Raw genomic sequence first — 24,760 nt, forward strand, 5'->3', positions numbered from 1 at the left:
TGCACTTGAGAGAACGGATAGGGATATCGACGATTCTCAGAGACGGTGGTACGATCCGATCGTGCGAAATGTCGGTGTGGTCCTGACCAGGTTCGCCGTCGCCGTTTTGAGTCTCGTTGTGGTCTCGGTCATCGGGGTCGAGTACTACGCGATTCCGGCCGAGTTGCTCTCAGCGGCGATCGTCTTCGGCGTCGGCAGGATACTCCGCTACGGTACGTCAGACACCGAGTCAAGACGCTACGTAACCTCCCCGGCGCGAATGCAGTCTTAGAGGAGATGCGTCGATCTCTATTGCTGTTCTGAACCGTAACCGAATACCGGCGGTAGATCGCTATTATTTGATTGGCATGATTCATATCGACTTGTAATAGGATGTTTACTAACTATATCGCCGCGGTTGACTTTCTCCGGAATGAAAGATACGATCAGCACTGAACTCGACCGACGACGATTCCTTCGTAGGACGACTGTGGCGGGTCTCACGGGTGCAGTAGGGATGAGTGGTATCACAAGCGGAACCGAGGATGGAACTTCGATAACTGCGACCACGGACTTCGATTCGGGCGGCGGCGTTGAAATCGATCAGGAAAATGGGTGCGTAGAATTAACCAATATCGACGACGGAGGATACAGTTACCTCGGGTATATGCATTTCAGGCTTGAAGGAGCAGCGAACTCTGATATTTCCTTTGAGATCACAAACCTCGATGAGTCGAGAATGCCTGCGAACTACAGGCTTCTGTATACGTCGAGCCTCGAATCCGGAGACTGGACCCGGATGGACGATGAAGTCGGGGACGGTTTTTCCCAGACGTTCGACTCCGATGAGGTATATATATCGAGCTACAGAGCCTATCCGTATCAGCAGACGGTGCAGCGAGTGGCTGAACTCGAGCGTAAATATCCGAGATTTGTTGAAACGGATGTGATCGGCCAGAGTGCGAATGGCCGGGATATGCACGCAGTTCGTATCACTAATCCGACCGTCCCCGACGAAGAAAAGGCGGATATCATTTCTATCGCGAGACAACACCCCGGAGAAGTGGAGGGATCGTGGCATATGGATGCCGCGATCGACTACGCGCTCGAAACCCTCCGTAGTACGAAGACTACGTTCGAAGACGAGTTCTGCTTCCACTTCATTCCGAATGCGAATCCAGACGGAATGTACGAGGGACATCACAGGCACACTCCGCAAGGATACGATTTGAACCGTGAGTGGCATACGGAGTCACCGGTTGAAATCGAGAACATGACATCTTATATGCGGGAGAATCTGGACGATGTCCATTGGGGATTCGACTTCCATTCGACAACGAACTCCGACTGGGATGCCGTAGTCTACGGCGAGGATGCTGTCGATGACGACGATCTCGACACGATCGACTCGATCGCGTCTCATTCACTCTCGTATCCAGATACGACACGGTCGAGCAGCACAGACGGTACCGCGTACGCGTTCATCAACGACGAGTTCGATGCTGTGATGGTCGTGACCGAAGCGTGGACGTACCGCGAGTACTCGGCCGCAGAATTGGCAGCGGAAGGACGAAACTTCTTCAGCGAAGTTGCTCCACGAGCGGATTCCCCGCCGGGTGGTCGTCGACCGCCGAAAAATACCTGTCCATCAGGCCACTGTGGTGAGAATTCACGTCCGGTTAAACTACCCAGTAGTCTTCCGTGGGGAACGAATTTCGACCCGAGAAAGTATTTCCGCTGATGTGAGGATCCGTGGAAACGCTAAACACTACGAGTAGGTGGGTGACAGAGTAATAACTGGTTCCTCGATGGCTGTCAATGCGTGTGGTGAATTCAGGGATTCTTCAGGACCATCGGTTGCGGCTGTTTGTCCGTTTTGAATCTCCTCCTAACGGCAGTATACGGCCCGTACAATCCAGAGCGCAGACCTTCAATTATGATTCGTCTAGTGAAACGTCTTCCCCTGTGAACGCACACGTCTTAGTTGTGTCCTGATTGGTCGTTCGATGCGTGACTATCCGATCCAATCTCTCGGCCGAACCTGCGGGGATGACCAGTTCGTCTCCGTCTTCTGTTGGATACTGTTCCACTATATCTATCCATTTAGAATAAGAGCCAACTATATGTGGGTTGCGTGAGATCGTTTTGGTATGCCTATCGGTCCAGCAATCGACGACCTACACTTCAGTGACGAACCCGCCGTCGACGACGTTCCCGGTCCTCGATCAACCGACCTGTTAGAGCGCCAGCGCGAGGTCGATAGCAATGCCGTTGCGTATCCGCGCCGGATTCCCATCGCACTGGATGAAGCACGCGGTGCGACGGTCCGTGACGCCGACGGGAATACGTTCCTCGACTTCTTCGCCGGCATCGGCGTGTTGAACGTCGGTCACTCCAATCCCTACGTTCTCGACGGCGTCAAAGACCAGTTAGACGCCGTTACGCACACGATCGACTTTCCGACGGAGGCGCGGATCGACCTCATCGATAAATTGCGCGAAATCGCCCCCGGTGGGCTTCGGGGATCGAGCAACGTCGTCTTCGGCGGTCCGAGCGGGAGCGACGCCATCGAGGGCTCGATCAAACTCGCAAAACAGCACACCGGTCGCCACGGCCTACTGGCGTTCGAAGGGGCCTACCACGGGACGACTGCCGGCGCGCTCAGCCTCACCGCCGCCAAGAAGTACAAGACCGATTACAGCCCGCTGCTCGCCGATGCCGTTCACGTGCCCTACCCGGACGCGACTACCGGGACGGACGGCGATGGCGAGGACGTCTCCTGTTCCCGAGCACTCGACGCCGTCAAACGAAAATTCGAGGACCCGTACGGCGGTCACGAATCCCCCGCCGGAATCTGGGTCGAACCGATCCAGGGCGAGGGTGGTATCAACGTCCCCCCGGCCGAGTTCTTGGGCGGCCTTCGGGACATCGCCGACGACAACGATGCGCTGTTGATCGTCGACGAAATCCAGACCGGACTCGGCCGCACGGGCGAGTGGTTCGCGTCCGACCACTTCGACGTCACCCCCGACGCCATCACGATGGCCAAGGCTCTCGGCGGCTCCGGACTGCCGATCGGTGCGATGCTCTATCACGAGGACTTCGACACGTGGGGGGCCGGCGGCCACGTCGGCACCTTCCGCGGTAACGCGCCCGCGATGGTCGGCGGTATTCGCGCCATCGAATACATCCAGGAACACGATCTGCTGTCCCACGCGACGAACCTCGGCGAGTTCATCCGCGGTCGATTCGCGGAACTCGCCGAGACGACGCCCGAAATCGCCGCCGTTCGCGGGAAGGGCCTGTTCATCGGCGTCGAGTTCGTCGACGACGATGGCAGTCCCGCCGATGAACTCGTCAAAGCGGTCCAGACGAACTGTTACGAGAACGGCGTGTTGGTGTGGAGTGCGGGGCGTCACGGCAACGTCTTGCGATTAATTCCGCCGTTGGTGCTCACCCGGCGACAGGCCGAGGTCGGAACGGAGATCATCTGTGAGGCGATCGAGGAGTGCACCCGAGGATAGCGTGCGTTCATCACCACCGGTAGAATAGTTATCCCGGACGCGAAACAGACGGGATACAATTGTCTGAGAGTAATAGAGTCGTTGTCGTTACCGGCGCGAACGAGGGTATCGGTTATCACATGCTCACGTCGCTGGTCGCCGACGGCTACCGGGTCGCTGGGCTGGACAGTAGCGTCGCAAACCTCGAATCGCTCCAGGAAACCGAACCGAAGCGCGTCCGGTACTACGAATGTGACGTGACGAATCCGGACGACGTACGAGACGCCGTTTCCGGCGTCATCGAGACGTGGAATCGGATCGACATTCTCGTCAACAACGCCGGAATCTCCACCGTCGCTCCGTTCGGCGAGCTGGCGATGGAGGAGACGCGTCGCGAATTCGAGGTGAACTTCTTCGGCTATTTGCGGATGATTCGGGCGGTACTCCCACATATGCGTGAGCGTGGCGACGGTATCATCCACAACATGGGGTCCGGGACGGGCGATGTCGGTCATCTCGGACTGTCAGGGTATGCCGCCACGAAGGGAGCGATCAAGGCGTTCGTTCGTTCACTACGGCTCGAACTGCAACACACCGGCGTATCGTGTACCCTGATGGTGCCACCGACGACGAATACGCGGATGGTGGCCGGACTTGAATACCCGTCGTGGATGACGTCCGAACCCGATGCGGTCGGTCGCAAGTTGGCCAGTAACGTCGAATCGACGCAACCGGTAATCACGCCCGATCGGAAAACAACGCTCGGCCTCTTGCTCATCGAACGGTTCTCACCACTCTGGCGAAAGATCACGGACCGATTCGTCGAGTCTCCTGACTAGCTATGCGTGAGTTACTTGGCGGCGATAACAGGCATGCGGGCGGGGAGTAATGCACTTCGTGGCAGGTGAGGGTATCCATCTTGTCTCGCGCCACTCACCCGTTGTGTTTCTCACCAAGGCCGAGTGAGTAGCCTGTTCGACTCGACAAGTGGCGTACTGCGTGGTCTTGTGTTGTCTTCAATCTCTTTCGGCCTGCTTTCCTCGCCAGAGGTGTGACTTTGCTCCTCTCCTGCGTTGCGGGGGTGTGACTCCATCCACGATCCGATCACGTGATGTCGTCCATTGGATATCAATGGGCATGTCTAGACAGAATTGGTAATTCAAATTTCCGTTAATTATATCACCCAGTTCGTGATTCCCTCCGAGTGTGATCACGCAGTGTGAAATAACAGCAGTAAATCAATAATACCCGAAGAGACGTGAGGTCCGCGTTGTGTGGCAATTACTGGGATTCAAGAGACACATCTACATGACAGACACACGAGAACGGTTCATGGCTGTGGTGCTCTCCGTGCTACTGGTGCTTTCGCTCGTCGCGATCGCCGGTGCCGGACTAGCAGGCAGCGCAGTCGCAACAGAGGGAATCGAGACACAATCAACCGATACATCGGCCTCCCCCGCAACGGTCGATCCTGCGCTCGAAACTGCGGAGGGAACCGAGGAAGTATACATCATCCTCGATCAGTACGACGGTGAACTCGGCGACGACCGCGAGCAGGCGATCGCCCGCCTCAAGGAGTTCGCGGCGGAGTCACAGGCCACCGTGACGGCGGATTTAGACACTCTGTCCGGCGTCGAGGTGATAAACACCTACTGGATCACGAACGCCGTCCGCGCCGAAGTCGATACGACCGCCGTCGACACGGCTGAACTCGCGTCGATCGAGGGCGTGCGGACGATTCAGCTCAAGCCGGAGTACCAGGTGCCGGAACCGGCCAACCAGTCCGCCGCCGACGTAACTCCCGACGCGGACGAGTTCACCTACGGTCTCGAACAGGTCAACGCGTCCGAGACGTGGAACGACTTCGGCACGCAGGGCGAGGACGTCAAGGTCGCAGTGCTCGACACCGGCTTCGATGTCAGCCACCCGGACCTCGATCTCTACACCGAGGATGCGGACGATCCGACGTATCCGGGCGGCTGGGTCGAGATCGGCCCGGACGGTGAGCCGATCGAGGGCTCCGAGCCGCACGATACGCACTATCACGGAACGCACGTCGGCGGTACGGTCGGTGCCGATGCGCCGACCGACGGCGAGACGCCCGCGTACGGCGTCGCACCGAACGTCGCCTTGCAGCACGCACTCGTCTTGCCCGGCGGGTCGGGAGCCGACTCGGACACGCTCGCCGGCTTCGAGTACGTCATCGAAGAGATGGACACCGACGTCGTCAGCATGAGCTTCGGCGCGGGCTGTGGCCTCTTCGGCCCGGTCTACGACGACGCCTGGATTCCGGCGATTCAGAACGCCAACGACGCCGGCGTCGTCGCAGTGACCTCGGCCGGCAACTCCGGTGAGGGCTGTGTTAGTTCGCCGGCGAACATCTACGACTCGTTCGGCATCGGTGCCTCCGACGAGGACGGCAACATCGCCGACTTCTCGAGCGGCGACACGATCGCGGGCGACAACTGGGACGAACCGGATCCGGAGTGGCCCGACGAGTGGATCAAACCGGACGTCTCCGCCCCCGGCGCGGACGTGCTGAGCGCCGCACCCGGCGGCGAGTACGACACGCTCTCGGGCACGTCGATGGCCGCCCCGCACACGTCGGGCGTCATCGCGCTCATGCTCGGGGCGAACGACGATCTCACCGCCGAGGAGGTCCAGTCGACGCTCGAAGAAACCGCCTGGAAACCCGACGACGCGCCCGACGAGAAAGACGTTCGCTACGGCCACGGCATCATCGACGCCCACGCGGCCGTCGACGAGGTCGCTGCAGGCGCGCTCGAGTACGAACTCGGCGACGTCGATCAGGACGAATCACTCACCGTGCAGGACGTGCAGCTGACACAGCAGTACCTGCAGGATATGGAGCCCGAACCGTTCGCCCAGGATCTCGGCGATCTGGACCGTGACGGCGAGGTCACCACGACCGACCTGAACCTGCTCCAGCAGAAGGTCCAGGGCACCCTTGCGGAGGGCGAGATCACGATTTCCGACCTCGACGTTCCCGACGAGGTCGACCAGGGCGAGACGCTCGAGGTCACCGCCGACCTCGAAAACCCCGGTGACGAAGGGGCAGTACAGGAGCTCACCCTCTCGCTGAACGACACGAGCGATGAGCCGGTCGCAACCGAAGTCGTCGACGTGGCCGCACCCGGCGTCGACGATCCCGTCGACCACCCGGCCGAGACGACGATCACGATCGAACTCGACACCGCGGCCATGGACGGCGATACCTACACCCTTTCGCTCACGAGCGAGGACGACGACGCGTCCGCCGAGTTCACCGTCCGGGCTTCGAACTTCGAGGTCACGTCCCTCGATGCGCCGGCCGAAGCCGACCGCGGCGAGCAGATTACCGTCAACGCGACGGTCGAAAACACGGGGAACGTCGATGACACCCAGTCCGTCGAGTACCGGTTCGACGACCTGGACGACGCGCTCCTCGCACAGAACGTCACGCTCGCACCCGGTGCCGACACGACGGTCACCTTCGAAGCTGACACGGCGAACGTTTCGGCGGGTACCTACGATCACGGCGTCTTCACCGAGGACGACGCGGCGACGGACGCGATCGATATCCACGAAGCGTTCTTCAGCGTCGACATCACCGACGCGCCGGCCGAACTCGCGCCCGGCGAGTCCTACAACGTCAGCGCCGTCGTCGAGAACACCGGCGGCGCACCGGGCGACCAGGAGGTCGTCTACGAACTCGGCGAGGGCGGCGGCGACGTCGCCGTCGTCGACGTTGCAACGGACACCACGCAGGGTGAGGCCGTCGCTAGCGTGCTCGACGAACGGCTCAACAACGACACCTACTCGGTCGATGTCGTCACTGCGGATACGCTGCTCGACGCGATGGACGACTACGATACGTTCGTCATCCAGCGCTTTGGCAACGACACGATCGCTTCGGACTTCCTCGACGAACTCGAGGAGACCCAGAGCGCGGTCTACCTCGACTCGCACCAGGGCGGCACGGCAGCGACCTACGCTGACGGCGTCTTCCGTCTTAACAACGTCCGCGAAGATCCCGCCGAGCGCGACTCCGAGGGACTCGGCACGTCGAGCGATCCCGTCACGATCGACATCGACCAAGACCACGCCATCTTCGCCGGCGTCGGCGAGCCCGGAGACGCGGTCGAGATGTACACCGGGACCACGACCTGGGGAAGCTGGTTCGACAACTACAGCGGGACGACGCTTGCGACCGCCGACTACGGCGGCGACTACGGCGGCCCGTCGGTCGCCGTCAGCGACGACGGCAGCGAAGTCTTGCTCACCGCGGCCGGCCGCGACTACTTCACCAACGAACCGGACTTCACCGACGAGGCCAACCAGTTGCTGACAAACGCCGTCGAGTTCGCCACGACCGGCGGCGTGACGGCCGAGGCCGAGACGGTCGACAATACGACCCTCGTCTCCCTGGAGCCGGGAGAGGTCGAACAGCTGACGTTCTCGGATACCGTGCCCGCTGACGCCGAGGCGGGCGATGCGAGCCACATCGTGGCCAGCGAGGACGAACAGGACTTCGTCTCGGTCACGATCGACGACGGTCCGAACTGGTCCGTCAAGGGAACGGTTACCGACGCTGCGTCCGACGAACCGATCGCAAACGCCAGCGTCGAACTCGACGCCGGAAACGAAACCTTCTCGAACGTGACCGACGCCGACGGACAGTACGGGCTCGCAAACGTCCCCGCGGGCGAACACGAGCTCACGGTCACGGCCGAGAACTACGCGGAACGGACCGTCTCCGTCGACGTACCGGAAAACGAGACGGTCACGAAAGACGTCGCCCTCGACACGCTGTCGGGAACGATCAGCGGCGAGGTCACGGCGAGTGACGACGGCGAACCCGTCGAAAACGTCACGGTCGTCGCCGAGAACGGCGACGGCGAAGTCTACGAGACGACGACCGACGAGAACGGCACGTACGAACTCGACGGCGTCTCGGCCGGCACGTACGTCGTCGATGTCGCCGACACGCCGCCGGGCTTCGAACCTGAGGAAGTCATCACCGTTGCACCCGGCGAGCACGTCGACGGCGTCGACTTCGAGATCGACCGCACCGCCGGCTCGATCGAGGGTTACGTCACGAACGCCGCCGGCGTTCCGATCGCAGACGCGAACGTCGTCGACGCCGACGACGGCGCGTTCAACGCGACCACGAACGAGAGCGGCTACTACGAAATCACGAACGTCACGCCCGGCACGAACGCGCTCCGGGCGACCGCCGACGGCTACGACGACTCGAACGTCGAGTTCGTCGAGGTCGAGACCGGCGAAACGACGACCGCCAACCTCACGCTCGGCACCTACTTCGAGGTCGGCGACCTCGCGGCACCCGAGACCGCTGCACCGGGAGAAAATATCACCGTCAATGCGACGGTCACCAACACCGGCGAGCAGACCGACACCCGAACGGTGTTCTACTTCCCGCCGGGTACCGACTTCGGTCCCGACGTGATCGACACCCAGAACGGACTGTCCGAAACGGTCACGCTCGAGGGCGGCGACTCGACGACGGTCGAGTTCACCTACGGGATTCCCGCCGACGACGAGCCGGGCGAGTACGAACACGGCATCTCGGCCGACGAGGTCGAGTCGACGACGATCACGATCGAAGGCGACGACGGCGGCGACGCAACCTTCGACGTGAGTGAACTCGACGCGCCCGCGACGGCCAACCCAGGCGAGACCGTGTCGGTCAACGCCACGGTCGAGAACACGGGTGACGCTGCCGGAACGCAGAACGTGACGTACGCGTTCGATAACGAAACCGTCGACGAGACGACCCTCTCGCTCGACGCGAACGAGACGGCGATGCTCGAGTTCACCGCCGACCTTCCAAGCGCCGAGGGAACGTACGAGCACGTCGTCGCCTCGGCAAACGCGTCGGCGACCGCACAGACGACCGTCGAGAACGACAGCGAGCCGGACCCGGCGTACTTCGAAGTCACCGAACTCGACGGGCCGGATGTCGTCGATGCTGGCGACGAACTGACGATCAACGCGACGATCACCAACACCGGCGACGAACTCGACGAACAGGACGTGTTCCTGTTCTGGAACACCACGGCGGCCGAGATCGATCTCGAAGACGGCGATCGCTCGGCCGACGAACGCCGCGAGGCCGGCGCCGACTCGATGGCGACGGTTGAACTCGACGGCGGCGAATCGGAAACGGTGTCGCTCTCACATGCGGTCGAGAACGACACCGAACCGGGTGCCTACCAGTACACGGTCTCCACGCTGCAGGAGATGGTCGACGGCGAGGTTACCGTGGAAGCGCCCGATGACGTCTCGATCCTTCCGGTCCGCGGCGGGCACGGAATGCAGTCCGTCGGAACCGCGCTGCTCGGCTGAGCGGGTTCTGACACACCACCCGTTCACCCGTTTCGACGCCGATTTTTTCGCGACTTGTGACGGAACGAAGTCCCGTTAGCCGTGAGTCCGTTTGGATCGGTCATGCGTTCGGCCGCGTGCGTCCGCCGGCTCGCGCGGGTGGCGATTTGTGCGACGGCTGATTTTATCCCCTCTCCCGTGAAACCGGCTGGTATGAATTTCGCAGACAGAGAGCGAGTTTACGGGCAAGCGGAGTACTATTGGGGAACGGAACCGAACGAGATGGCGGCACAAACAGTCGAGTTCGCACCGGAAACGGCCGATTCGATAACGGCGATCGATCTCGGTGCCGGCGAAGGACGGGACGCCGTGTTCTTCGCCGAGCAGGGCTGGGACGTCTGTGCGGCGGATGTTTCCCCGAACGGCCTTCGGAAGACTCAGCGACTCGCCGACCGGCGGGGCGTGACGGTTCAGCCGATCCGGGCCGATGCGAACGACGTTTCGATCTCGGGTCCGGTCGACGTGATCTATTCGGCGGGTGCGATCCAGTATATCGTCCCGGAAAATCGTCCCCAACAGTTCGCTCACCTCAAACGGAACACCGCCGAAAACGGAATCCACGCGATGTTCGCGTTCGTCGATCACCCCGACGTGCCGACGCCGCCGGACTGGACCGAAAACGAGTTCTTCTACGCACCGGGCGAGTTGCTGGAGTACTACGACGGGTGGACCGTCCTCGAGACGGACCGTCTCATCTTCGACGACGATTCCGGGGATGAACCCCACCAACACGCGGCCGAACTCGTGTTTGCACGGAACTCGAACTGACCGGCTCTGTTGAACCTCTTGGAGAGTTACAAGTTAGACCAGTCGGTTATCCGAATACAGTCCCGGTCGGCAGATACGTTATCTACGTCTGATTTTGAGGAGATACCGATAGGGCGTGAACAATACGGACTGGAGGCGGCCGCGGAGCCCCGTTTCACTGGCATACACGAGTACCGGGAAATCAACGTGAGACGACCGTTGAACGACCCGGTCAGCGTTGCTTCCGAAGACGGTCACAGATAGGGAAACCAGTCATTCCGATAAGAACACATATCCTGGTGGGGTCGGAACACGTTCAGCATGCAGCGCCGGTCCGTTCTCGCTTCTATTGGACTCGGTATAACCGCGGGTAGCGCCGGTTGTGTGGAACCTTCCCCTGATATGGTTGATAGTTCAAGCAGAATCGGCTGGATCGGTGTAAGTAACTACGATGATAGATCTCATCAGCTTGAGGTACTTAATGGGCCAATTGACCCACCTCTCAGTCCATGGCGGTTCTAGTACTCCGTACCGAAGTACACACGCCTCTGTGTCCGTGTAAATGCAGCGCTGCTAGCCACTACTAGCTGAGCGAGATTGCGAACGTCGTGAGACTGCCAGCAGCCGATGGAATTGCGACGCGGTCGGACCGACTTTTTGAGACGCGTCGGGCATCGTGCCGTCGGCTAACGCCCAAGCATTGTCCGCCGGCAAAGGCGCGAATCACCGACGTCGGTTCCAGTGATGAAGGGAGTAACTCTACCTTCTATCCATCTCTCAGTGCGACTGTCGGATCTCACCAATGACTTGAAACATGGTTGTTTCACGAAGTCGACCAGCATTCACGACTGGTCCAGAAAGCAAGTATAAAGACCGGGATAGTTATATAATAGGGGGTAAAATGAATATTGTGGCATCTAATAAGGGTATTTTTGGTCAAAGAAAACATTAGCGCATATAGTGGGGATGTCTATTGGCATGGGCGTATCCACGATAATACACTCACTCATGGATGTAACAAACATCATAGCAAAAATCACAATATCCGTCGTATGTATGTATGTATTGATCGCTATTTTAGAACGGGCTATCACAATCGAAAATACTACCTAAGATAATCCGTTATAATGGTAGCAACGTGGGTTTGTTATATCGGGGCGGATTTAGAGGGCCGATATCATCCGGTTCACCGGCTTAGCGTGGCTCGGCTGTGGTGAATCGCCATGCAGCGTAGGATTTGTCTAGCTCATAGCACGCTTGATGTCGTAGGCGGCACACAGCGGGACGATTTCACGGAACTCTCGATGCTTGATCAGCGGTCTCGCGTCTTCTTCCCGGCGTTTATCACGGACCATCTATCCGGACAATCGTGTACGGCAATAATCGTTCTCCTGTCGTTCGTCGTTACTAGCCGATACTGACTAGCAGTACGTTCGAAATGACGATGCCCGTCGCGGGTTCAGAGGGGAACTGGATGCGCTGATCACGCTACAAAAACGGGGGTACGTCTCGGGGGTGGCCCCGAGGCAGTTTGCGTGCTAGATGTCCCGTCGCTGGAACAGCACCTGACTGATAAGGAGTAACACGACGAAGGCCACGAGTAACACGCCAGTATCAAGTAGTTCGTACGAACCGTCGATGAGGATCGGCGTCGGATCGTAGTAATACGTCGGGCTTATATACTGAATCCACTCGAACTCGCTCGCCCCGCCGACGACCGATTCGACGAGGAAGAGCACGAATATGAGTCCGATGGCGGCCCGCTCTGCGATCGCCGCCCGATCGACGAGGACCGAGAGGACGACGCCGATCGCGATACAGACGAGTAGATACGGGATTGACAGCGCGTGAGCCAACACGAGGTACATCGGATCGATCGACTCGCCGATCGCCTGGACCAGCACGTAGATGACGGCTCCAACGACGACGTTGAGCGTGACGAGCGGGAGCAGCAACGAGAGCGTCTTCTCGACGAGCAGCCGCGAGCGAGACACCGGAAACGAGAGCAACAGGTCCATGCGCTCGTGTTCGATATCACCCGCGATGAGCCCTCCTGCCGCGTACGCGAAGTACAGTCCTAGCCCGAGCAACCACACGAAGTTGTATATTTGCGTCCCGAGGAAGCCGCCGATCGTCGCTAGGGCCTCGATTCCAAACGCCTCGATCATCGCCGGCGGCATCGACTCGAACACGGCCTCGTAATCGACGCCCTCCAGGACGGTGAAATACCAGACGATAAAGGCAGCATAGAGGCTGATCGCGATCGTGAGGATCGCCGTTCCTCGCACCCGCCGACTCGCCTCGTACCGCGTCGTCTCAAACATTGGATTCTACCTCCTGGCCGCTCTGCGCCGGTTCGCCGTCGCCGTAATAGTGCATGAACACGTCTTCGAGCGGCGGCTCACTGATCTCTATCTCGCGAACGTCGTGGGCCGCAAGCTCGCGGAGTAGCGTGTTGTAATCGCCGGTGTAGATGAACTGCACGCCGTCGGCGAACGAGTTCACGTCGACGACTCCGTCGAGAGCCGGCAGCGCCGACTCGAGGTCGTCGGTCGTCTCGACCTGGACCCGCTTGCCACCCTGGTCGAGTAACGTCTCGATATCCTCCAGTCCGACGAGTTCACCGTCGCGGAGGATGCCGACGCGATCGCAGACGCGTCGCACCTCGCTCAGGACGTGCGACGAGAAGAAAATCGTCGTTCCGCGCTCGCGTTCGCTGCGAACGAACTCGTTGAACTCTTCTTGTTTGAGGGGGTCGAGCCCGGCGGTCGGTTCGTCCATGATCACGAGTTCGGGATCGTGCATGAACGCCTGGACGATGCCGAGCATTCGCTCGTTCCCGGTCGAGTACTCTCGAATCGGACGCTCGACGGGCGGCGTGAATATCTCGAGGAGTTCGTCGCGGCGACGATCGCCTTTGACCGACGCGTGGTAGTCGAGGACCTGTTCGCCGGTCACTTCCTCGTTGAACCCCAACTGTGCCGGGAGGTACCCGATTCGTTGTTTTGCGTCGATGAACGCGCCGTCATCGCGAACGTCTGCACCGAGTACCGTCGCGGTTCCGGCGGTCGGGGCGAGCAATCCTAGAAGCGTTCGGATCGTCGTCGTCTTTCCGGCCCCGTTAGGCCCGAGAAAGCCGAATATCTCCCCCCGTTCGACGGTGAACGAGACGGAGTCGACGCCGAGAACGCTTCCGTAATCCTTCGTCAGATCCGTCACTTCAATCGTCGCCATACGCGTTCAGAGGGGCTATAACTAAATACCGTTTTCGGTTATGGAGTAATAACTGAAAACCGATTTGGTTATGGGTTTGTAGCGCGGTTGTATAGACATGCGTACATTCAGTGACGAAGAGCGAGAGCAAATACGAGAGCAGCTCATCCAGACCGGACAGGAACTGGTGCTTACGTACGGCCCGACGAAAACGACCGTCAAAGACATCACTGACCCGGTCGGGATCGCCAAACCGACGTTCTACCAGTTCTTCGACGCCAAAGCGGACCTTTATCTCGTCATCCTCGAGCGAGAGAGCCGGACGTTTATCGAAAACGTACACGACGCTCTGGACGGGGTCGAGGATCCGCAGAAGGGGCTCGAACGACTGTTCTGGTGTTACGTCGAGTTCGGTGAGGAAAACCCGTTTATCCAGCAACTAGTCATCGAGGGGAACTACCAGGATATCATCGGCGATGGCTCGTGGGACACACTCGACGACATTCAACAGGAGATGTGGTCGGAGTTAATCCCGCTGATCGAAGACCTCCAAGAACGGTGTAACGGTCCGCTTACCGAGATGGATCTGCTCACGATCAACGGGCTCATGTCCGCCTCGCTCGGCTGGTTGATGGTTCACAAAGCGGAGTACAAGCAGTACGAGGCTGAACTCGAAATGATAGACGAGGGCTATTACGAACACATTCAGGAGACGATGATTTCCGTTCTGGCAAACGGGCTTACATCTCCTGTGTAGCGATCGGCCTTCAATTTCGATCGAGTACTCGCCTGATTCCCGCCTCGATTCGATCCGCGTCGGGGAGGTACGCGTCTTCGCGAGCGAACAGCGGGACAGGGACGTCGTAGCCGGTGATTCGTTCGACTGGTGTCTCGAGATAGTAAAACGCGTCCTCGGTGATACGCGCGATGATCTCGCCGGCCATTCCGGACGTTCGCGGGGCTTCGTGGACGACGACGCAGCGGCCGGTCTTTCGGACTGACTCGACGATCGTCTCCGTGTCCAGCGGGTAGATCGTCCGCGGATCGATCACTTCGATATCGGCGTCGAGTTCAGCGGTGGCCGCGAGCGTTTCGCGAAGCATCGACCCCCAGGCGACGATGGTGAGATCCTCGCCGGAGTCGACGATCCGCGCCTCGCCTAGCGGGAGTTCGTCATCGGCCGGAACTTCCTCGCGGAACGATCGGTACAGTCGCGTCGGCTCCAGGAAGATGACTGGATCGGGAGAGCGAACGGCGGCGGTGAGCAAACCGGCGGTTTCGGCCGGGGAAGCGGGCACGACGACCGTGAGGCCGGGAACGTGGGCGAATCCGGCCTCGAAGCTCTCGGAGTGCAGTTCCAAAGCGTGGATGCCGCCGCCGTAGGGCGTCCGGATCGTCATCGGACAGGTGACCGTACCCCGCGTTCGGCTTCGGATTCGGGCGACGTGCTGGGCGAGCTGGTGAAACCCCTGATAGAGAAAGCTTTGGAACTGAATTTCGGCGACCGGACGGAGTCCCGTGGCGGCGAGTCCGACGCCGACGCCGACGATGCCCGCCTCCGCGACAGGCGAGTCGAAGACGCGGTCCGGATACGCTTCCAACAGCCCCTCGGTCGCTCGGAAGACGCCGCCGGCGCGACCGATGTCCTCGCCGTAGACGACGACGCTGTCGTCGCGTTCGAGTTCGGCGCGGAGCGTCTCGCGAACTGCCTCGACCATCCGGAGTCGATCAGCCATCGCGATCACCCTTCCTCTCGAACGCCGCGGCCTGTCGCTCGAGTTCGGGCGGTTGCTCGGCGTAGACGTGCCGGAACATGTCCGCGGGATCGAGTTCGTCGCGGGCCGCGTTCGCCCGGTCGATCGCGTCGGCGATTTCCGATTCCACCCGCTCGTCGATCGTCGCCTTCGTCTCCTGGTCGAGCAGCCCCCGGTTCTCTAAGTACACCTGGAAGCGTACGATCGGGTCGCGGGCCTCCCACTCGTCCTCCTCGGCAGCCTCGCGGTAGACGGACGGGTCGTCGGAGGTCGTATGCATCGACCGGCGGTAGGTCAGCGCCTCGACGAGGGTCGGGTCACCGTCTCGCGCCCGCTCGATCGCCTCGGAGACGACGCGGTAGACGCCCAGGACGTCGTTGCCGTCGACTCGAATGCCGTCGATACCCGCCGCGATCGCCTTCTGGGCGAGCGTCTCCGCCGCGGTCTGATCCTCGAGTCTGGTCGAGATCGCGTACCGGTTGTTCTGACAGAGAAAGACCGTCTGCGCGCCGTAAACACCGGCGAAGTTGAGCGCCTCGTAGACGTCTCCCTCGCTGGTCGCGCCGTCGCCGAAGTACGTGAGTGCGACGTTCGGGCTATCCTGGATCGCCTCGCCCCAGCCGACGCCGGCGGCGTGAAGCGGCTGGGTCCCGACGGGAATCGCCGGCGGAAGCGCGTGCTCGTCGGCCGGAATCTCGGCCCCTTCCTCCATTCCCATCGCGTACTCGAGGATCCGCTGCGGTGGCGTTTCGCGAACCATGAGCGCCGATTGCTCGCGAAACGAGGGGACGATCCAGTCGTCTTCGTCCATCGCGAACGCGCTGCCGACCTGCGCCGCTTCCTGGCCGATCGCGGGGGCGTACGTCCCGAGTTCACCGCGGCGTTGCAACGAAATCGCGCGCTCGTCGAGTCGGCGGGCGCGTTTCATCGCTTCGTAACAGTCGAGCAGTTCGTCGTCGGAGAGCGACGGAGCCAAGTCCTCGTCGACCGTCCCGTCCTCGGCGAGCACCTGCACGGACCGGATCGTAAACTGTGCGATGTCCTCGCGTGGCATAGTCCGGATACGCCACCGAGCGAGTTAATGCGACACCCGGTGCACGACGGCCCCGTCGTTCTATCAACAATGATCATCACTGTTGGCAATACAGTCCGCTGTCCCGACATTGAATAGCGGAGCTGGGGTACTACGGATATGAACGACTCACTCACACCTCCTCCAGAAGCGTACGAACAACCGGTATACGCCGTCTTCCGCGTTCTCGTCGGACTCCTCTTTTTCCAGCACGGCGCACAGAAACTGCTCGGGCTGTTCGGCGGCGTCGACGGCAGCGGCGCGACCGCCTCGCTAGCCAGCATGTACGGTGTCGCCGGCGTCGTCGAACTGCTCGGCGGCCTGCTCATCGCCCTCGGTGTCCTCACTCGAGTCGTCGCCGTCGTGACGGCCGGACAGATGGCCGTCGCTCAGGTCCTCGAACACCTCCCGGAAGGGGTCGTTCCCATCCAGAACGGCGGCGAACTCGGCTTGCTTTACACCGCAGCGTTTCTCGCCCTCATCGCGTACGGCAGCGGGCGGTACAGCCTCGACGCCCTCCTGTTCGACCGCGACTCCGCGACCGAGAGCCGGGCGTCGGTTAGCTCATAAACAGCCGTCTACCGGCCCGTTCGTGACGCATACCCATGATCTCGGCCATCGGTGCGAACGCGGCCATCGTCGTCACGTCGTCGTCGACGTGGCGCTCGCAAACGTCGGTAATCACCGGTTCTAGCGATTCGAGCACCGACTGTATCTCGGTGTGACTGAACCGACCGAGTCGCTGTGCCGCCCCGAGCAGTCCCGTAACAAACGAATATGCGTGCGCGAGGCAGGCCGACAGTTGCGGGAGACCGCGGGCCGCGGCGACGACGCCGAAGACGACCGGATAGTTCCCCGGCGTCGCGTCGCTGTCGATTGCGTCGGCAAACGGGACCACGAGATCACCGTCCTCGGCGACCGACGACCCCGTTTCGGCTGACAGATCCTCGCGCCCATCTGCAGACGGGCCAGTCGCGGTCGTCGCCCCGAAGAGTTCACAGAGCTTCGCCCCCGCCTTCGTCGAACTCTCGCGGAACTCGCGCGGCATCGTCACCGCGTGCAGGCGCTCGTCGACCGCGAACAGTCGTTCGATATCGCCCGCAGCGGCCGCAGCGTGGGCGTTCGCCAGCGCGACGGTTTCACAGGGTCCGACCACGCGCCGGAGGTAGGCCGCGAGCAACGCTTGAAGGTCCTCGCCGTCTTCGAGCCGATCCTCGTTGAGATACTGCTCAACCCCGTAGGAGGCCGTGTACCCCCCGACCGGAAGAAACGAGTCCGAGAGCCGGAGTGCAGTCAGAAACGAACTGGGATCAGGTGTCATGCGTGTCAGTGTTCCCGTCGTGTTCGTAGTCGTGCTCGGTGCCGTGCTGGTGGTCTCTGGTATGACTGTGCTGGTGATCGGTATCGTGACTGGTGTGACCAAGCCCGCGCTTATGCTGGTGGCCTCCATCGTGAGTATGCTCGTGGTCGTGCTCGCCGCCGTGAGCGTGACCGTCGTTTCCTTCCTCGCGGTCCGTCACGAACAGGTCGGCGTCGACCGTCGTCTTCCGGATGTCCGCATCGGGAGCAACATCGGTGATGACGCGCTCGATGATGTGCTGATCCGCCTCCAGCGGGACGTAGGCTACTCCGTCTGTGACGGCAAGACCCCAGTGGCGGTTTCCGAGCCGATGCCCGAGTTCGATCGCCGTCGATACCGCCTCCGGAGAGGCTTCGGGAAGCGAAATCCCGATCGCCTCGCGGGGCTCGAACGCGATGACGATCATTCGATCGTCTTCGACGAGCAGCACGTCCCCGGCCGCCACTGTCGGGGCGTCGACGACGACGCCGAGATCGGTTCCCCCATCGGTCGTCGCTCGGAACCGGGATCGACGGCGGTTTTCGGCGTCGATGACGACCCGTTCGAGGGTCCCGTTCTCCTCGTGGGTCGCACGAAGCGTCGCGAGTTCGTCATCGGCGTGGACGTTGCCGACGATGGTGTCGATGCGCTCCATCAGTATCGCCGGTCGGCGGGTACGCCGACGCCGAGTGTCCGGTGTCTGATTTCGTCCCGGGCTTCGCGGAGGAGTTCGGTGACGTCCGCTTCCCGGTGGCCGAGGAGGCGAACAATTGCGCCGGCGTCCGCTGGCAGCCGCGATACGCCGGCCCGAACGCGCTCGCGGTCGCCGATTCGCTCACGGAGTGCGTCGACGAGCGGTTCGAGGGCCGGCCGATGCGTATCGGCAGCCGTTTCGGCGGCCTGCTCGGTAGCAGTCCCGTCCTCGCTCGGCGCGAAAACGTACAGCGACCCGACGACGCTGAACTCGCCGATACTGGCCGGATCCCGCGGGTCGCGCTCGGCCGGCCGAAGATCGACGGCGTCGGCGCAGACCAGACGGCCGTCGTGTTCGGCCTCGACGCGCGCGTGGTAGTGATCGAAGCCGAACGATTCGTGATCGGTTAAGCCGTCCGGAACGAGCACGTCCGCGACGACGACTACCGCCTCGTCGGCGAGATCGACCGTCACCGTCTGGAGGCAGCGGGCGTCTTCGTTGACGATCGTCGGTCCCGGGATGTACTCGAGGTAACTTCCCGCCGCCGCTCGGAGCGAGGCGTCGAGGTGGGCGTAGTTTGCCGCCATGCTGTGGACCTTCGTCGCACTCTGGGTCGTTACGTGCACACGAGCGCCGGGGTGTGCGTCGATAGCCATTCGGTGGCGGTCCCCCTGTGCGACGCCGCCGGTTGGCTCCTGCGCGATCAGCGTTGCGAGCCCCGGTGCCGGATCGGTGTCGAGGGTGCCGGTCAGATGATACGGCACCTTCACGCGGTCCCGAATTAGCCGCGTCGGCCCGTCGCCGGCGCGGGCGACCGTCGCCTCGAGCAGGCCGTTCTTTCCCGGCCCGCCGGCGGGTGCCTGCGCGAGAGATTCGTCGGCGTAGTCCTCGAACGCCGGAGGGAGTCGCGCCGAGTCGACCGTCCCCACGCTCGACCCGCCCGCCCTCACGCGAACAACACCTCCCGCTCGACGTGCTCGAGCACCGCATCGACCCCCTCCCCGTCCTTGCAGTTCGTGAAGACGAACGGGTCCTCACCCCGGACCGCTGCGGCGTCCTCGTCGATCACGTCTAGATCGGCATCGACGTGGGGCGCAAGGTCCGTCTTGTTGACGACCAGCAGATCGGCCTGCGTGACGCCCGGTCCCCGCTTTCGCGGAATGTCCTCTCCCTCTGCAACCGAGATGACGAACAGGAAGTAATCGGCCAGTTCCGGATTGAAGGTCGCAGCCAGGTTGTCGCCGCCGCTCTCGATCAGCACCACGTCCAACTCCGGATGGCGCTCGGTGAACTCGTCGATCGTCGCGAGGTTCATCGACGGGTCCTCGCGGATACCCGTGTGCGGGCAGGCGCCGGTTTCGACGCCCTCGACGAGTTCGTCCGGGATCAGTCCGTCGAAGGATTCCCGAAACACGTCGGCGTCCTCCTGGGTCATGATGTCGTTGGCGATGACGCCGACCTCGTAGTCGCGCTCGACGAGTTCAGGGACGAGCCGGCGAACCATCGCAGTTTTGCCCGAGCCGACGGGGCCACCGAGTCCGACTTTTGCGACATCGCGGTAGCCCATCAGCGTTCCCCCCGTGGCGTACCAGTGCCACCGGTTTCTGGCGTCTCTCGGTCTCTCGCGCTGCGCTCGTCGGCTGGCTCCCGTTCTTCGCCCGGTCGCGGACGGTCCATCTCGAGTTGCTCGGGACTGTCGGCCCGGATCGGATCGTGAACGGTGACGAGCTTGGTGCCGTCCGGGAAGACTGGTTCGACCTGAATCATCTCGATCATCTCGGGAACGCCGTCCATGACGTCCTCGCGTGTAAGCAGTCGGGCCGCCTCAGTGCGAATCTGTGAGACGGACTTGCCGTCGCGGGCGGCCTCGCAGGCCCAGTCCGAAATGTAGGCGACCGACTCCGGATGGTTGAGCTTCACGCCGCGGTCCTTGCGCCGCCGGGCGAGTTCGGCAGCCATGAAGACCGTCAGACGCTCCATCTCCTTCGGCGAGAGGTTCATCGGCGACGACGCACCTCCGCCTGGGTCGGCGACTGAACTCGTCGAGTCGCGGGTTCCGATCGTGTCGCGGGGACTGATTGCGTCGTCGATGCGGTCGTGATCGTCGTCGGTGCCGGTGTAATCGTCGGTGTCAGTGTGTGGGTGGCAATCATTGATTCAGAGCAGGTACCGCTGTGCGAGGGGGATTTCCTCGGCGGGGTCGCAGGTGACGTGTTCGCCGTCGACCGCTACTTCGAAGGTCTGGGCGTCGATGTCGATGTCGTCGGGGCAGCGATCGTTGTGAAGCATGTCCGATTTCCCGACGGAACGTGTACCGCTAACGGGCCGGACCGGCGTTTTGAGATCATACGTGTCGCCGACGTCGTTCTCGTACGCGGCCTCGCTCACGAAGGTGAGCGAGAGGTCGTGTTTCGCTCGGCCCTGTGCGCCGGCGCGTTCGCGGCCCACGACGGGTTCGCAGGTCATCAGCGAGCCGTTGGCTTCGCCCATCTGGGACCAGACCGGGAAGCCGCCCTTGATGACGGTCTTGGGCTTAATGCCGAAGAAGGCCGGATCCCACAGGGCGATGTCCGCCAGTTTGCCCGGTTCGAGCGAGCCGACGTAGTCGTCGATCCCCGCGGTGATCGCGGGGTTGATCGTGTACTTGGCGATGTACCGTTTGATGCGAGCGTTGTCGGCGTCGGTCCCTTCGTCCGACTCGAGCGCACCCCGCTGTGCCTTCATCTTGTGGGCGGTCTGCCAGGTACGACAGATCAGTTCGGCCATCCGACCCATCGCCTGGGAGTCCGTCGTCATCATCGAAATCGCGCCGGTGTCGTGTAGCACGTCCTCCGCGCCGATCGTCTCCGCGCGAATGCGCGATTCGGCGAAGGCGACGTCTTCGGGAACGTCGGGATTGAGGTGGTGACAGACCATCACCATGTCCAGGTGTTCGTCGAACGTGTTCTCGGTGTAGGGCATCGAAGGGTTCGTCGACGACGGGAGCATGTGCTCGTGGCCGATCAATTCGAGCACGTCGGGCGCGTGGCCACCCCCGGCACCCTCGATGTGGAACGTATGAATCGCGCGGCCGTCGATCGCTGCGAAGGTATCTTCGACGAACCCCGACTCGTTTAACGTATCCGTGTGGATACAGACCTGCACGTCTTCCTCGTCGGCGACCTCGAGACAGGTGTCGATCGCGGCGGGGGTCGACCCCCAGTCCTCGTGGAGTTTGAGCCCGGCCGCACCGGCCTCGATCTGTTCGACGAGCGCCTCGGGCTTGCTACTGTTCCCCTTTCCGTAGAAGCCGACGTTAACCGGCCAGTCCTCGGCGGCCTGGAGAAACCGCTGCACGTTTTGCGGCCCGGGGGTACAGGTCGTCGCGCCGCCGCCGAAGCCACCGCCGAGCATGGTCGTAATTCCCGACGCGAGCGCGTGTTCGACCAGTTGCGGACTGTTGAAGTGAACGTGGATGTCGAGTGCCCCCGGCGTCGCAATCAACCCGTCCGCCGGAATCGTGTCCGTGCTCGGACCGATCACCATGTCGACGCCGTCCATCGTATCGGGGTTGCCGGCCTTCCCGACGCCGGCGATTTTCCCGTTTCGGACGCCGATGTCGCCCTTTCGAACGCCCAGTACGGGATCGATGAGCACGACGTTCGTAAAGACCCAGTCGAGAGCTCCGTCGGCCTGCGTCGTACCCGATTGCATCCCCATCCCGTCGCGCATCGTCTTTCCGCCGCCAAAGACCGCTTCTTCGCCGGGGACGGCGTGATCGGTTTCGATCCTCGCCAGCAGATTCGTATCGCCGAGCCGAACTCGATCCCCTTCGGTCGGCCCGAACAGTTCCGTGTACTCTTCTCGCGGGAGTTCTCGACTCACTGTCTCCCCTCCGCGGATAGATACCCTCGTTCTCGGGCGCGCTCGAGCGCCGTTGCTTTCACGTCCTCGTCGTCGAGTTCACCGTCGACCAGGCCGCCCATGCCGTGGACGATTCGATCACCGCCGATGTCGACGAGGTCGACGTCGCGTTCGCAGCCCGGTTCGAATCTGATGGCCGTCCCCGCGGGGATGTCGAGTCGCATTCCGTAGGCGGTTTCCCGGTCGAACGCGAGGCCCGGGTTAACCTCGAAGAAGTGAAAGTGCGAGCCGACCTGGACGGGCCGGTCGCCGGTATTTTCGACCGTAACGGTCGCCGTCGGTCGCCCGTCGTTTATCAGTAGCGGCTCGTCGGCCGGAAGTATCTCGCCCGGGACGAACGCGGTCATTCGCTGATCGCTCCGATACCGTGTTCCCACCGGATGACGAGACGTCGTTTAGTATCGACCATTATATCGCGTAGTATCGGGACAATCAACGTAAGCATTCCCGTGATCGACAATACTTGCGTAGTTAACCGTTGATTTGGATTAATAATAGGGGCCGTTGCTTCGGCGTCGAACAACCGCGTGTCGATCCGCGGCTTTCACCTCGATTCACAATCGTCCACTAGCTACTACCGTGATAGCGCGCCCTTTTCGAGCCACACCGTGAGCGCGACGCTGATCGAGAATATAAATACCGCTATCTATTCGACAGTATGGTAGACATTCACCGATTATACTAGGAGGGGAAATGAGACACTATCTGGTTAGTCACCCCTCTGATACAGGATAGAATTTGTAGTATCTGTAGGGAATACTTTTATATTAGATCGGGATTCGCAGCGTGTAGACGATGTTTGGACGTTCATTGCTAGTTTCCGTGGTAGCGTTCCCTACTGTACAACTATTGGGTGGCGGAACCGGCAGGGGTGACCGCGAGTGACTCGGCGCTCGATCTCCCGTCGCTCAGCACTCGCTGGCGGTGTCGCTAGCGGACTGGCCGCGATCGGCGGCTGCCTTTCCGAGGGCGGGATTCTCAACGGCTCGGGCGGCTCCGACGGGCCGATGATCGGCGTTCTCGAGGACCGCTCGGGCGAGTTCGCGCTCAACGGGACGGCCAAGTGGCAGGCGTCGCTTCTCGCCGTCGAAGAACTCAACGCGGACGGTGGCGTCCTCGGCGAAGAACTCGACGTGTACGATCCCGATCCGCAGTCGGATAACCAGCGCTATCAGGAACTCACACGTGAAGCCCTCAATCGCGAGGGCGTCGACGCGCTCTGGGCGGGCTACTCGAGCGCGACCCGCGAAGCGATCCGCCCGATCGTCAACGAGGAAGAGCAACTGTACTTCTATACCACCCAGTACGAGGGCGGCGTCTGTGATCGGACCACCTTCGCGATGGGTGCCACCGCTCGCCAGCAACTCGGCGCGGTGATCCCGTACATGATCGAGGAGTACGGCCCCCGAATCTACACCATCGCCGCCGACTACAACTTCGGACAGATCTCGGGCGACTGGGTCCGACTGCTCGCCGACGAACACGACGCCGAGGTCGTCGGCGAAGAGTTCATCCTGCTCGGCGAGACGGATTTCGGGTCGACGATCAACGCAATCCAGGGCGAGGACCCCGACTTCATCGCCTCGATGCTCGTCGGCAACGGTCACGCCAATTTCTACGAACAGCGTGCCGACAACGAACTGGACGTTCCGATGGCCTCGTCGACGACGATGGCCCAGGGATACGAACATCGACGGCTCGACCCGCCGGCACTCGAGGATATGTACGTCGGCGTCAATTACATGGAGGAACTCGAGACCGACCGCAACGCGGCGTTCGTCGACGCCTTCTACGAGCAATTCCCCGACGCCGACTACCTCAACCAGGAAGCGCAGAACAATTACTTCTCGATCCACATGTGGGCCGAGGCCGTCGAGGCAGCTGGCACCTTCGACCAGGAGACCGTCATCGCCGAACTCGAGGACGGTATCGAAGTCGAAGCGCCGGAAGGCGACGTTGAACTCGATCCCGAAACACATCACATGACTCATCATATGCGGATCGGTCGCGCTGACGGGGAGCACGAGGTTACGTTCAGTGACGAACAGTACATCGAACCGTCGTTCCTCCACGAGGTAGGCTGTAATCTGCCCGATGACCCGGAACAGACCCAGTACGAACCGGACGAGTTCTACGACGAGATCTAAT

The 24,760-nt window shown here is 61.6% G+C and carries 20 protein-coding genes; 9 read left to right on the top strand and 11 right to left on the bottom strand.

Going from position 1 to position 24,760, the window contains the following annotated elements; genetic code table 11:
- Positions 1–76: 76 nt before the first annotated feature.
- The 6 genes from C481_RS22050 to C481_RS02070 all read left to right on the top strand — a co-directional run bounded on the left by C481_RS22050 (position 77) and on the right by C481_RS02070 (position 10,658).
- Positions 77–271 carry a hypothetical protein gene (locus tag C481_RS22050; protein ID WP_006107182.1) on the top strand — a complete coding sequence of 65 codons (195 nt, stop codon included), beginning with the start codon at positions 77–79 and terminating at the stop codon, positions 269–271.
- A gap of 141 nt (positions 272–412) precedes the next feature.
- Entirely contained in the window at positions 413–1,720 is a 1,308-nt protein-coding gene (locus C481_RS02050; protein ID WP_006107184.1) for a M14-type cytosolic carboxypeptidase, read from the top strand.
- A gap of 409 nt (positions 1,721–2,129) precedes the next feature.
- On the top strand, positions 2,130–3,503 hold the full coding sequence (locus C481_RS02055) for an aspartate aminotransferase family protein (protein ID WP_006107186.1): 1,374 nt from the start codon (positions 2,130–2,132) through the stop codon (positions 3,501–3,503).
- Between the two features lie 59 nt (positions 3,504–3,562).
- Complete coding sequence (locus tag C481_RS02060) at positions 3,563–4,321, top strand: SDR family NAD(P)-dependent oxidoreductase (RefSeq protein ID WP_083860872.1); 759 nt, start codon at positions 3,563–3,565, stop codon at positions 4,319–4,321.
- Positions 4,322–4,790: 469 nt separating this feature from the next.
- The gene (locus tag C481_RS02065) at positions 4,791–9,851 is read left to right on the top strand and encodes a S8 family serine peptidase (RefSeq protein WP_241434632.1); all 5,061 of its coding nucleotides are present in this window, start codon (positions 4,791–4,793) and stop codon (positions 9,849–9,851) included.
- Positions 9,852–10,043: 192 nt separating this feature from the next.
- The gene (locus C481_RS02070; RefSeq protein ID WP_049904347.1) at positions 10,044–10,658 is read left to right on the top strand and encodes a methyltransferase domain-containing protein; all 615 of its coding nucleotides are present in this window, start codon (positions 10,044–10,046) and stop codon (positions 10,656–10,658) included.
- 1,517 nt (positions 10,659–12,175) lie between these two features.
- Here C481_RS02070 and C481_RS02075 read toward each other — a convergent pair.
- Positions 12,176–12,961 carry an ABC transporter permease subunit gene (locus tag C481_RS02075; RefSeq protein ID WP_006107192.1) on the bottom strand — a complete coding sequence of 262 codons (786 nt, stop codon included), beginning with the start codon at positions 12,959–12,961 and terminating at the stop codon, positions 12,176–12,178.
- Complete coding sequence (locus C481_RS02080; RefSeq protein WP_006107194.1) at positions 12,954–13,871, bottom strand: ABC transporter ATP-binding protein; 918 nt, start codon at positions 13,869–13,871, stop codon at positions 12,954–12,956. Before C481_RS02080 ends, C481_RS02075 begins: the two co-directional genes overlap by 8 nt.
- 97 nt (positions 13,872–13,968) lie before the next feature.
- Here C481_RS02080 and C481_RS02085 point away from each other — a divergent pair, with 97 nt between their 5' ends.
- The gene (locus tag C481_RS02085) at positions 13,969–14,607 is read left to right on the top strand and encodes a TetR/AcrR family transcriptional regulator (RefSeq protein ID WP_006107195.1); all 639 of its coding nucleotides are present in this window, start codon (positions 13,969–13,971) and stop codon (positions 14,605–14,607) included.
- A gap of 10 nt (positions 14,608–14,617) precedes the next feature.
- On the opposite strand, the gene C481_RS02090 is transcribed toward C481_RS02085, so the two are convergent.
- Positions 14,618–15,586: an alpha-ketoacid dehydrogenase subunit beta gene (locus tag C481_RS02090; RefSeq protein ID WP_006107196.1), complete on the bottom strand. Its 969-nt coding sequence runs from the start codon at positions 15,584–15,586 to the stop codon at positions 14,618–14,620.
- Positions 15,579–16,658 carry a pyruvate dehydrogenase (acetyl-transferring) E1 component subunit alpha gene (gene pdhA / locus C481_RS02095; RefSeq protein WP_006107198.1) on the bottom strand — a complete coding sequence of 360 codons (1,080 nt, stop codon included), beginning with the start codon at positions 16,656–16,658 and terminating at the stop codon, positions 15,579–15,581. The genes C481_RS02090 and pdhA overlap by 8 nt, the downstream gene beginning before the upstream one ends.
- A 138-nt stretch (positions 16,659–16,796) precedes the next feature.
- Here pdhA and C481_RS02100 point away from each other — a divergent pair, with 138 nt between their 5' ends.
- Positions 16,797–17,246, top strand: a complete 450-nt coding sequence (locus C481_RS02100; protein ID WP_006107200.1) for a DoxX family protein — start codon at positions 16,797–16,799, stop codon at positions 17,244–17,246.
- Here C481_RS02100 and C481_RS02105 read toward each other — a convergent pair.
- The 7 genes from C481_RS02105 to C481_RS02135 form a co-directional block, all read right to left on the bottom strand.
- On the bottom strand, positions 17,236–17,997 hold the full coding sequence (locus C481_RS02105; protein ID WP_006107201.1) for an urease accessory protein UreF: 762 nt from the start codon (positions 17,995–17,997) through the stop codon (positions 17,236–17,238). The genes C481_RS02100 and C481_RS02105 overlap by 11 nt on opposite strands.
- A complete protein-coding gene (ureE, locus tag C481_RS02110) occupies positions 17,987–18,670 on the bottom strand; it encodes an urease accessory protein UreE (RefSeq protein WP_006107202.1) in 684 nt (227 codons plus the stop codon). Before ureE ends, C481_RS02105 begins: the two co-directional genes overlap by 11 nt.
- A complete protein-coding gene (locus tag C481_RS02115; RefSeq protein ID WP_006107203.1) occupies positions 18,670–19,638 on the bottom strand; it encodes an urease accessory protein UreD in 969 nt (322 codons plus the stop codon). Before C481_RS02115 ends, ureE begins: the two co-directional genes overlap by 1 nt.
- A gap of 17 nt (positions 19,639–19,655) precedes the next feature.
- On the bottom strand, positions 19,656–20,276 hold the full coding sequence (gene ureG, locus C481_RS02120) for an urease accessory protein UreG (RefSeq protein ID WP_006107204.1): 621 nt from the start codon (positions 20,274–20,276) through the stop codon (positions 19,656–19,658).
- Positions 20,276–20,710, bottom strand: a complete 435-nt coding sequence (locus C481_RS02125; RefSeq protein ID WP_006107206.1) for an urease subunit gamma — start codon at positions 20,708–20,710, stop codon at positions 20,276–20,278. Before C481_RS02125 ends, ureG begins: the two co-directional genes overlap by 1 nt.
- A gap of 156 nt (positions 20,711–20,866) precedes the next feature.
- Positions 20,867–22,573, bottom strand: a complete 1,707-nt coding sequence (gene ureC, locus C481_RS02130; protein WP_006107207.1) for an urease subunit alpha — start codon at positions 22,571–22,573, stop codon at positions 20,867–20,869.
- Positions 22,570–22,959, bottom strand: coding sequence for an urease subunit beta (locus C481_RS02135; protein WP_049904348.1), 390 nt, complete (start codon positions 22,957–22,959; stop codon positions 22,570–22,572). The genes ureC and C481_RS02135 overlap by 4 nt, the downstream gene beginning before the upstream one ends.
- A gap of 534 nt (positions 22,960–23,493) precedes the next feature.
- On the opposite strand from C481_RS02135, the gene C481_RS02140 reads away from it, so the two are divergent.
- Positions 23,494–24,759 (top strand): urea ABC transporter substrate-binding protein, encoded by a 1,266-nt coding sequence (locus C481_RS02140; RefSeq protein ID WP_006107209.1) that lies wholly within the window; start codon positions 23,494–23,496, stop codon positions 24,757–24,759.
- The last annotated feature ends 1 nt before the right edge of the window (position 24,760 follow it).

It is taken from the genome of Natrialba asiatica DSM 12278, from assembly GCF_000337555.1.
In the GTDB taxonomy this organism is placed as follows: domain Archaea; phylum Halobacteriota; class Halobacteria; order Halobacteriales; family Natrialbaceae; genus Natrialba; species Natrialba asiatica.

Bases quoted from the DNA above. Each gene is read 5' to 3' on its own strand.
- C481_RS02050 (WP_006107184.1), top strand. From the start codon at position 413: ATGAAAGATACGATCAGCACTGAACTCGACCGACGACGATTCCTTCGT.
- C481_RS02055 (WP_006107186.1), top strand. From the start codon at position 2,130: ATGCCTATCGGTCCAGCAATCGACGACCTACACTTCAGTGACGAACCC.
- C481_RS02065 (WP_241434632.1), top strand. From the start codon at position 4,791: ATGACAGACACACGAGAACGGTTCATGGCTGTGGTGCTCTCCGTGCTA.
- C481_RS02070 (WP_049904347.1), top strand. From the start codon at position 10,044: ATGAATTTCGCAGACAGAGAGCGAGTTTACGGGCAAGCGGAGTACTAT.
- C481_RS02075 (WP_006107192.1), bottom strand. From the start codon at position 12,961: ATGTTTGAGACGACGCGGTACGAGGCGAGTCGGCGGGTGCGAGGAACG.
- C481_RS02080 (WP_006107194.1), bottom strand. From the start codon at position 13,871: ATGGCGACGATTGAAGTGACGGATCTGACGAAGGATTACGGAAGCGTT.
- C481_RS02085 (WP_006107195.1), top strand. From the start codon at position 13,969: ATGCGTACATTCAGTGACGAAGAGCGAGAGCAAATACGAGAGCAGCTC.
- C481_RS02090 (WP_006107196.1), bottom strand. From the start codon at position 15,586: ATGGCTGATCGACTCCGGATGGTCGAGGCAGTTCGCGAGACGCTCCGC.
- pdhA (WP_006107198.1), bottom strand. From the start codon at position 16,658: ATGCCACGCGAGGACATCGCACAGTTTACGATCCGGTCCGTGCAGGTG.
- C481_RS02100 (WP_006107200.1), top strand. From the start codon at position 16,797: ATGAACGACTCACTCACACCTCCTCCAGAAGCGTACGAACAACCGGTA.
- C481_RS02105 (WP_006107201.1), bottom strand. From the start codon at position 17,997: ATGACACCTGATCCCAGTTCGTTTCTGACTGCACTCCGGCTCTCGGAC.
- ureE (WP_006107202.1), bottom strand. From the start codon at position 18,670: ATGGAGCGCATCGACACCATCGTCGGCAACGTCCACGCCGATGACGAA.
- ureG (WP_006107204.1), bottom strand. From the start codon at position 20,276: ATGGGCTACCGCGATGTCGCAAAAGTCGGACTCGGTGGCCCCGTCGGC.
- C481_RS02125 (WP_006107206.1), bottom strand. From the start codon at position 20,710: ATGAACCTCTCGCCGAAGGAGATGGAGCGTCTGACGGTCTTCATGGCT.
- C481_RS02135 (WP_049904348.1), bottom strand. From the start codon at position 22,959: ATGACCGCGTTCGTCCCGGGCGAGATACTTCCGGCCGACGAGCCGCTA.